At 66.4% G+C, this 8319-nt stretch carries 7 protein-coding genes; 4 read left to right on the top strand and 3 right to left on the bottom strand.

Translation table 11 applies throughout. The annotated features are described in order from the left end of the window. Positions 1-212: 212 nt before the first annotated feature. Positions 213-1442 carry an MFS transporter gene (locus ACYCUK_RS15555; RefSeq protein ID WP_461595607.1) on the top strand — a complete coding sequence of 410 codons (1230 nt, stop codon included), beginning with the start codon at positions 213-215 and terminating at the stop codon, positions 1440-1442. 103 nt (positions 1443-1545) lie between these two features. Continuing rightward, on the top strand, positions 1546-2526 hold the full coding sequence (locus tag ACYCUK_RS15550) for a quinone oxidoreductase family protein (protein WP_461595606.1): 981 nt from the start codon (positions 1546-1548) through the stop codon (positions 2524-2526). A 37-nt stretch (positions 2527-2563) separates the two neighbouring features. Here the strand turns inward: ACYCUK_RS15550 and lspA are convergent, their stop codons facing one another. The 3 genes from lspA to ACYCUK_RS15535 all read right to left on the bottom strand — a co-directional run bounded on the left by lspA (position 2564) and on the right by ACYCUK_RS15535 (position 7129). Then, positions 2564-3121 (bottom strand): signal peptidase II, encoded by a 558-nt coding sequence (gene lspA, locus ACYCUK_RS15545; RefSeq protein ID WP_461595605.1) that lies wholly within the window; start codon positions 3119-3121, stop codon positions 2564-2566. 78 nt (positions 3122-3199) lie between these two features. Further along, entirely contained in the window at positions 3200-6061 is a 2862-nt protein-coding gene (gene ileS / locus ACYCUK_RS15540) for an isoleucine--tRNA ligase (RefSeq protein WP_461595604.1), read from the bottom strand. A gap of 96 nt (positions 6062-6157) precedes the next feature. Then, entirely contained in the window at positions 6158-7129 is a 972-nt protein-coding gene (locus ACYCUK_RS15535) for a bifunctional riboflavin kinase/FAD synthetase (RefSeq protein ID WP_461595603.1), read from the bottom strand. Positions 7130-7384: 255 nt separating this feature from the next. Between ACYCUK_RS15535 and ACYCUK_RS15530 the strand changes: the two genes are divergently transcribed. Then, positions 7385-7588, top strand: a complete 204-nt coding sequence (locus ACYCUK_RS15530; RefSeq protein WP_031405959.1) for a cold-shock protein — start codon at positions 7385-7387, stop codon at positions 7586-7588. A gap of 145 nt (positions 7589-7733) precedes the next feature. Beyond that, the gene (locus ACYCUK_RS15525; protein WP_461595602.1) at positions 7734-8300 is read left to right on the top strand and encodes a DedA family protein; all 567 of its coding nucleotides are present in this window, start codon (positions 7734-7736) and stop codon (positions 8298-8300) included. Positions 8301-8319 lie beyond the last annotated feature (19 nt).

Below are 8319 nucleotides of genomic sequence, written 5' to 3'. Positions count from 1 at the left end.
CGCCTCGGGCGGTCTGCGGCGTTGCAAATCCGCGCCATAGCTTGGGCTATGGCTGTGGTTTGCGCCTTGCATCCCATCCCGATGCAAGGCGCGCTGCATCACGGGAACTTGTTCAGCGTCGCCTTAGACTGTGCTTAACCGCCCTGAACCACCCCGGGCAGCGCTGCTGCCGCTCGCTGCTGCCGCTTTTTCGCCCCGTTGGCGCACAGCCCTTGGCCATACTCGAAACGTCCCCAAACCCCGCGCCGAACACGCGCCTGCCCCGCACCGTCTGGCTGCTCGGCTGGGTGAGTCTGTTCATGGACATGTCGTCCGAACTCATCCACGCGGTGCTGCCGGTTTACATGACCAGCGTGCTCGGCTTGAGCGTCGTGGTCGTCGGGCTGGTGGAAGGCCTTGCCGAAGCCACGGCCTCGGTGCTCAAGGCGTTTTCCGGCGCGCTGTCCGACCGCCTGGGCAAGCGCAAGCTGCTGGCGGTTCTGGGCTATGGACTTTCGGCCGCGACCAAGCCGCTGTTCCCGCTGGCATCGGGCGCGACGGAAGTGATCGCCGCGCGCTTCATCGACCGCATCGGCAAAGGCATTCGCGGCGCACCGCGCGATGCGCTGCTGGCCGATGCCACGCCCGAGCCGTTGCGCAACGCCGCCTACGGTTTGCGCCAGAGCATGGACACGGTGGGCGCTTTCCTCGGACCGCTGGCCGCTATCGGCCTGCTCTGGTGGCTGCACGACCGGCTGCGATTGCTGTTGTGGTTCGGTGTGCTGCCGGCCGTGGTGGCGGTGGGCATTCTCGTATTCGGGGTGCGTGAACCGGCGAACTTGGGCGCGCGCTCCGCTGCCTCCCGCAGCAAACAGCCGGGGGTGGACAAAGCGCCGCGCTTCGCCGTGGTCCGCAGCCTGCCGCGCCCCTACTGGGGCGTGGTGGCCTTGGCCGGCGTCTTCACCCTGGCCCGTTTGTCCGAGGCCTTTCTGGTGCTGCGCGGTCAACAGCAGGGTGTGCCCTTGTTGTGGATTCCGCTCGTCACCCTGCTGTTCAGCCTGGTGTATGCAGCAAGCGCCTACCCCGCCGGCGTGCTGGCGCAGCGTTACGGCCGGCGCGTCTTGCTGATGTCGGGGATGGGGGTGTTGCTCGCATCCATGCTGCTGCTGGCGCTGCCCGGCATGCCGGCACTTTGGCTGGGCGTGGCGCTGTACGGACTGCACCTGGGACTGACACAGGGGGTGTTCGCAGCCGCCGTGGCGGCCGCCGCGCCACAGACTCTGCGCGGTACGGCGTTCGGGGTGTACTACCTCATCAGCGGTTTGCTGCAATTGCTTGCCGGGTTCGGCGCGGGTTGGCTATGGCAAGACTTCGGCGCGCCCTACGCCTTCGGCACCGGGGCGGCACTGGCGGCAGGCGCCTTGATGCTGGCCGCATGGCAGAGCAGGGCGCGGTTCGGCTGAAGCCGCCTGGGTGAAGGGTCGGATCGGGCCTGCAAACTTGCCGCTGAATGGGCACAATGCGGTTTGATTTGCACGCCCATCAAAACCATTTCCGGAGACCACCATGACCACCACCCACGCCATTCGCATCGATCGCACCGGCGGCCCCGAAGTCCTGCAGTGGCAGGAGTTGCCGCTGGGCAACCCGGGCCCCGGTGAAGTGCGCGTGCGCCACGGCGCCGTAGGCGTGAACTTCATCGACGTCTATCACCGCACCGGCCTCTATCCGCTGCAGTTCCCGGCCGGACTCGGCCTGGAAGCCGCGGGAACCGTGGAGGCCGTGGGCGAGGGCGTGACCAGCTTCGCGCCCGGCGACCGCGTGGCCTACTGCAACGGCCCGACCGGAGCCTACGCGCAGGCGCGGGTGATGCCGGCACGGGTGCTGGTGAAGCTGCCGGATGCGATCGCCTTCGATACCGCCGCAGCCATGATGCTCAAGGGCTTGACCGCCCAGTTCCTGCTGCGCCGCACCCGCAAGCTGCAGGCTGGCGATGTCGCCCTGTTCCACGCCGCAGCCGGCGGTGTCGGCCTGATCGCCGGGCAATGGGCACGGGCGCTGGGCGTGCAACTCATCGGCACCGCCGGCAGCGACGAAAAGTGCCGCCTGGCGCTGCAAAACGGCTATGCCCATTGCATCAACTACCGCAGCTACGACCTGGTGTCGCGCGTCAAGGAGCTGACTGGCGGCAAGGGCGTTGCGGTGGTGTACGACTCGGTCGGCCGCGACACCTGGGAGCGCTCGCTCGCCTGCCTGCAACCCTTCGGCCTGATGGTCAGCTTCGGCAATGCCTCCGGCCCGGTGCCACCGGTGACCCTCACCGACCTGGCGGCCAAGGGTTCGCTCTACGTCACCCGGCCGACCTTGATGACCCATATCGCCGACCGCGACACGCTGGAACAGATGGCCGCGGAATTGTTCGCCGTGGTCGGCTCGGGGCAGGTCAAGCCGCTCATCGGCCAGCGCTTCGCCCTGCGCGATGCGGCGCAGGCGCACATCGCGCTGGAAAGCCGCGCCACCACCGGCAGCATCGTGCTTGAACCCTGAGCGGATGGACGACGCGCCTTGCGAGGCGCCGCGTGCCTCAGCCCGCGTCGCCCTTGCGCTTGCGCGTCTGGCGCCATTCGTCCAGCAGCAGCAAGACGGCTCCCACGAAGATGGAGCTGTCGGCCAGGTTGAACGCGGGCCAGTGCCATTGCCGGCCGCCGACGGTGATGTAGAAATCGAGAAAGTCGGTGACATGGCCCCACACCAGGCGGTCGGCGACATTCCCCAGGGCACCGCCGAGGATCAGCGCCAGCGCAAGGCTGAACAGCGTCTTGCCGCGATGCCGGAACAGCAGCCAGACGATGAGCGCGGAAGCGGCCAGACTCAGCGCGGTGAACAGCCAGCGCTGCCAGCCCGCGGCCCCGGCGAGAAAGGAAAAAGCGGCGCCCGGATTCTCGAAGTGCACCAGGTTGAAAAACCCGGTGATGGGACGGCTAGCATAGAGCGGCAAGTCCTGCGTGATCAGCCATTTGCTGAACTGGTCGAGCGCCAGCACCAAGGCTGCCGTGAGCAACCAGGGCCAGACCTTGGGGTGCGCGTTGGACGCGGATTTGGGCGTTGAGTCGGACGAAGGCGCGCGGCTGGGCTGGTTCATGGATGGGGTGGGTCAGGATGAGCGTGGCGGAATGCTGGTCGCGCAATGGTGTGCGGCGTGCTGTCAGGTCCGGCCGCCTCAGGCAAACCGGCGCACCTCGCCCGGCCCTTGCAGATTGCCCACGCAGCGCAGGCACAGCCCGGGGTGGCCGGCATCGGCACCGACATCGGTTTCCCAATGCCAGCAGCGCTCGCATTTGCTGGCCCCGGCAGCATCGGCCGCCTGCACCTGCACGGCCAGTTCGCTGCCCTCCAGGAGTCTGGCCTGCGAGGTGATGAAGGCGAACTTGAGTTCATCCTGCAAGCTGGCGAGCAGGGCATGGTCGGGCCCGGGCGCCGTGAGGTCCACCCAGGCCTGCAGCGACGAGCCGAGCTTGCCTTCGGTGCGCACGGTTTCCACCGCGCGGTTGACCTCGTCGCGCACCGCGCGCACGCGCGCCCATTTGGCCAGCAATGCAGCAGCATCAGCCGGCTCCGGCAGGGCGTGATAAGTCTCGACGAAGATGCTGCCGGTCTCGGCGGCACGGGCCGGGGCGAAGTGGCGCCATGCTTCTTCCGCGGTGAAGCTGAGGAAGGGGGCAATCCAGCGCAGCATGGCATGGGTGAGATGCCACAGCGCCGTCTGCGCGCTGCGCCGCGGCAGGCCCTGGGCCGGGGTGGTGTAGAGCCGGTCCTTGAGCACGTCGAGGTAGAAGCCGCCGAGGTCTTCGGAGCAGAAGATGAGCAGCTTGGCCACGACCGGATGGAATTCGTAGGCCTCGTAATGCTGCAGCACCGTGGCCTGGAATTCGCCAGCGCGGGCCAGCGCCCAGCGGTCGATCTCTAGCATCTGCTCCACCGCAACGGCCTGGGTGGCGGGGTCGAAATCGGCCACGTTGGCGAGCAGGAAGCGCAGGGTGTTGCGCACGCGGCGGTAGCTGTCGACCACGCGCGCGAGGATTTTGTCGTCGCCGGCGATGTCGCCCGAGTAGTCGCTGGAGGCCACCCACAGGCGGATGATTTCCGCACCCAGCTTCTTGCTGGTTTCCAGCGGATCCACGCCATTGCCCAGCGATTTGCTCATCTTGCGACCCTGGCTGTCGACGGTGAAGCCGTGGGTCAGCAGGCTCTTGTAGGGCGCGCGGCCTTCCAGCGCGCAGGCCAGCAGCAGCGAGCTGTGGAACCAGCCGCGGTGCTGGTCATGGCCTTCCAGGTAGAGGTCGGCCTCGGGCCCGGTGTCGTGGTGGGCCTCGGGGTGGGTGCCGCGCAGGACGTGGAAAAAGGTCGAGCCCGAGTCGAACCACACCTCGAGAATGTCGCTGCTCTTGATGTAGTGCGGCGCGTCGCCGGGGCCGAGGATGTCCTCGGCCGTGACGCGGCTCCAGGCCTCGATGCCGCCCTGCTCGACCAGGGCGGCCGCCTGGTCGAGGATGCCCATGGTGCGCGGGTGCAGCTCGCCCGTGTCCTTGTGCAGGAAGAAGGGCAGCGGCACGCCCCAGGCGCGCTGGCGCGAGATGCACCAGTCGGGCCGGTTGGCGATCATGTCGCGCAGCCGGGCGCGCCCGTTCTCGGGATAGAAGCCGGTGTGGTCGATGGCGTCCAGCGCCATCTGCCGCAGGGTCTTGGGCGCCTTGTCCTTGGTGAACACGCCCACGCCTTCGTCCATGCGGATGAACCATTGCGCCGCGGCGCGGTAGATCACCGGGCTCTTGTGGCGCCAGCAATGCGGGTAGCTGTGCTGGATGTCGTGGGTGGCGAGCAGCCTGCCGGCCTGGCGCAAGGCCTCGATGATGACCGGCGTGGCTTTCCAGATGTGCATGCCGCCGAACAGCGGCAGGTCGGCGGCGTACACACCGTCACCCTGCACCGGGTTGAGGATGGCGTCGATGGCCACGCCGTGGGCGACGCAGGAGTTGAAGTCTTCCACGCCATAGGCGGGCGAGGAGTGCACGATGCCGGTGCCGTCTTCCGCCGTGGCGTAGTCGGCGAGAAAGACCGGACTCGGCCTGTCATAGCCGGGATGCACCGCGCTGAGCGGGTGGCGGAACGCAATGCCGCCCAGGCCCCGTCCCTTGGTGGTGGCGACGACGCGGCCTTCGAGCCCATAGCGCTGCAGGCAGTCCTCGACCCGCGCCGCGGCCAGCAGCAGCAGGCCGCGTGCGGTGTCCACCAGGCAGTAGTCGAGTCCGGGGTTGAGGTTGAGCGCCTGGTTGGCGGGCAGGGTCCAGGCGGTGGTGGTCCAGATGACGGCGTAGGCGTCCTGGTCCAGCCTGGGCAGGCCGAAAGCGGCAGCGAGTTTTTCGGGCTCGGCGCACAGAAAACCCACGTCCAGGGTCTGGGACTTCTTGTCGGCGTATTCGATCTCGAACTCGGCCAGCGAGGAGTGGCAGTCGAAACACCAGTGCACCGGCTTGAGGCCGCGGTAGACGAAGCCGCGTTCGATCACGCGCTTGAAGGCGCGGATCTCGCCGGCCTCGTTCGCCGGGTCCATGGTGCGGTAGGGGTGGTCCCAGTCGCCCAGCACGCCCAGGCGCTTGAAGTCGGCCATCTGCTGCGCGATCTGCTCGGCGGCGTAGGCGCGGCTCTTGGCCTGCATGTCGTCGCGGCTCAGATTGCGGCCATATTTCTTCTCGATGGCATTCTCGATCGGCAGGCCATGACAGTCCCAGCCCGGGACGTACAGCGCGTCGAATCCGGCGAGCTGGCGCGCCTTGGTGATCATGTCCTTGAGCACCTTGTTCACGGCGTGGCCCATGTGGATCTGGCCGTTGGCGTAGGGCGGGCCGTCGTGCAGGATGAACTTCGGCCGCCCGACGCGGGCCGCGCGCAGGCGCTGGTACACGCCATGGGCCTCCCACTGCGCAATCCAGCCCGGCTCGCGCTTGGGCAGGTCGCCGCGCATCGGAAAGGCGGTGTCGGGCAGGTTGAGCGTGGCGCGGTAATCGGGTTTGGAATCAGTCATGGCGAGAGCGGGGCGCCGGGAGGGCGCGAACGGAAGGGGTGGAGTGCGAGGCCGCAACAGGGCTGCGGGCCCGCGACGCGAATGCCGGGGCTCGCGTCAAATTCGGGATGAACTGGTGTGGCGGCGGGTGATCGCGAACCAGGCGCGCGCCTGCTGCACATCGGCGGCGATGGCCGCGGTCAGGGCATCCAGCGAGTCGTAGTGCGCTTCATCGCGCAATTTATGCAGCAGTTCCACGCGGACGAGTTTACCGTAGGCATCTCCCACCCAATCGAGCACATAGGTCTCCAGCAGCACCCGGCCCGAGTCGTCCACCGTGGGGCGCAGCCCCAGGCTGGCAACGCCGTCCAGGGGCTGCTCGGCCAGGCCGTGCACACGCACGGCGAAGATGCCACGCGCCGCAGGACGGGCATGCGCCAGGCGCAGGTTGAGGGTCGGAAAGCCCAGCGTGCGCCCCAACTTGCGCCCATGCTGCACATGGCCGGAAATGGCGTAGGGCCGGTCGAGCAGGCTCGCCGCCAGAGTCATGTCACCGCTGGCCAGGGCCTGTCGCACGGCGGAGCTGGAAACGCGCCGCCCATGCACTTCATAGGCGTTCAAGCGGGCCACGTCGAAGCCCAGGCGCAGACCTTGCGCGTCGAGCATGGCGTAGTCGCCAGCGCGCTTGGCGCCGAAGCGAAAGTCGTCGCCAACCAGCACATAGCGCGCATGCAGCCCGTCGAGCAGCACTTGCTGGATGAAGTCCTGGGCTGGCAGAGATGCCAGTTGCTGGTTGAAGCGCAGCACGACCACGCGATCAATGCCGCAGCGCTCCAATTCCGCCAGCTTGTCACGCAGGCCGGCCACGCGCGCTGGAGCCAGATCCGGCATGCCTTGCATGGCGGCGAAATAGTCGCGCGGATGGGGCTCGAAGGTCAACACGCAGGAGGCCAGCTTGCGATGCCGCGCCTCGCTCACCAGCAAGGCGAGCATGGCCTGGTGCCCGCGGTGGACACCATCGAAATTGCCGATGCTGACAGCGCTGGGTGTCGCCAGCGCCGCGTGATGAAAGCCGCGAAAAACCTGCATGGGAGGTGGTGCTCGTCGAGTCAACACAGCCACCCTGTGGCACCGGGGCAACGGTGCGCTGGTCGGCTGTTGGGGATTTGTGGCGTGCTTCGCACGATGCACTTGCAAACACACCAATCGGTGTATAGTAGATCCTGCAGTCGCTTCAAGACGGGTAGTTTCTACCTACAGTTAGGTTTCATGAGTTTCAATACACCGGCTGGGCTTGTTGAAGATTTGCATTCTTCTTAATGTTCAAGATTCGAAAGGATGATTATGCCCACCGGCATCGTGAAATGGTTCAATGAAAGCAAGGGTTTTGGCTTTATCAAACCCGACGAAGGCGGCGAAGACCTGTTCGCTCACTTCAGTGAAATCCAATCCAAGGGTTTCCGTACCCTGCAAGAAAATCAGCGCGTGGAATTCACCGTGAAGGCTGGCCCCAAGGGCCCGCAAGCTTCACAGATCCGCCCCATCTGAGATCAAAGTTTTCTGCTTGCGGCGCACTGCGGGGTTCCTCTCGCCGCGTCGCCCCAGGCTCTGAAAAACCGGCTCCTCGAGCCGGTTTTTTTATGATCACGCGCGTTGGTCCGCCCTGCATGGCGCGGCCGTCCCTGGAGACAGCGTGCTAGAACAGTGGATTCACGATTGGGGCTATGCAGCCGTCGCCGTGGGCGCATTTGCCGAAGGCGAAACCGTGTTGCTGGCCGCGGGCTACGCAGCCCATCGTGGCCTGCTCAATTGGGGGCTGGTCGTCTTGGTGGCGGCGCTTGCAGCCACCCTGGGCGATCAATTCTTCTATTGGATCGGACGCTTATGGGGTGCGCGTTTGTTGGCGCGTTTTCCCCGGCTGGCCGCGCAGTTTCCACGCGTCGAAAGTTTGTTGCGGCGCTACCCGCATTGGGCCATCATTGGCGTGCGCTTTTTGTATGGGCTGCGTATTGCAGGGCCCATCATCATTGGCATGGCAGGCGTCACACCAGGCCGGTTTGCGCTGTTCAATGCAGTCGGCGCTTTGATCTGGGCTCCTTTGTTCGCCGGCCTGGGATGGGTGTTTGGACAGGCGCTTTCGGTGTTGTCCGGGCAAGTGCAGCGGGTCGAGATTGGTTTGCTCTTGCTCCTGGCTCTGGTGTTTGTGGTTTGGTGGCTGGTTGCACGCCGCCGGGGCCAGCGTGGTCAAGCGCCGCGTTAAACACGGCCAACACGACTTC

Source organism: Thiomonas sp., assembly GCF_054608695.1.
Note: the sequence above shows the minus strand (reverse complement) of the source record. Positions and strands in the feature narration are given on the sequence as shown.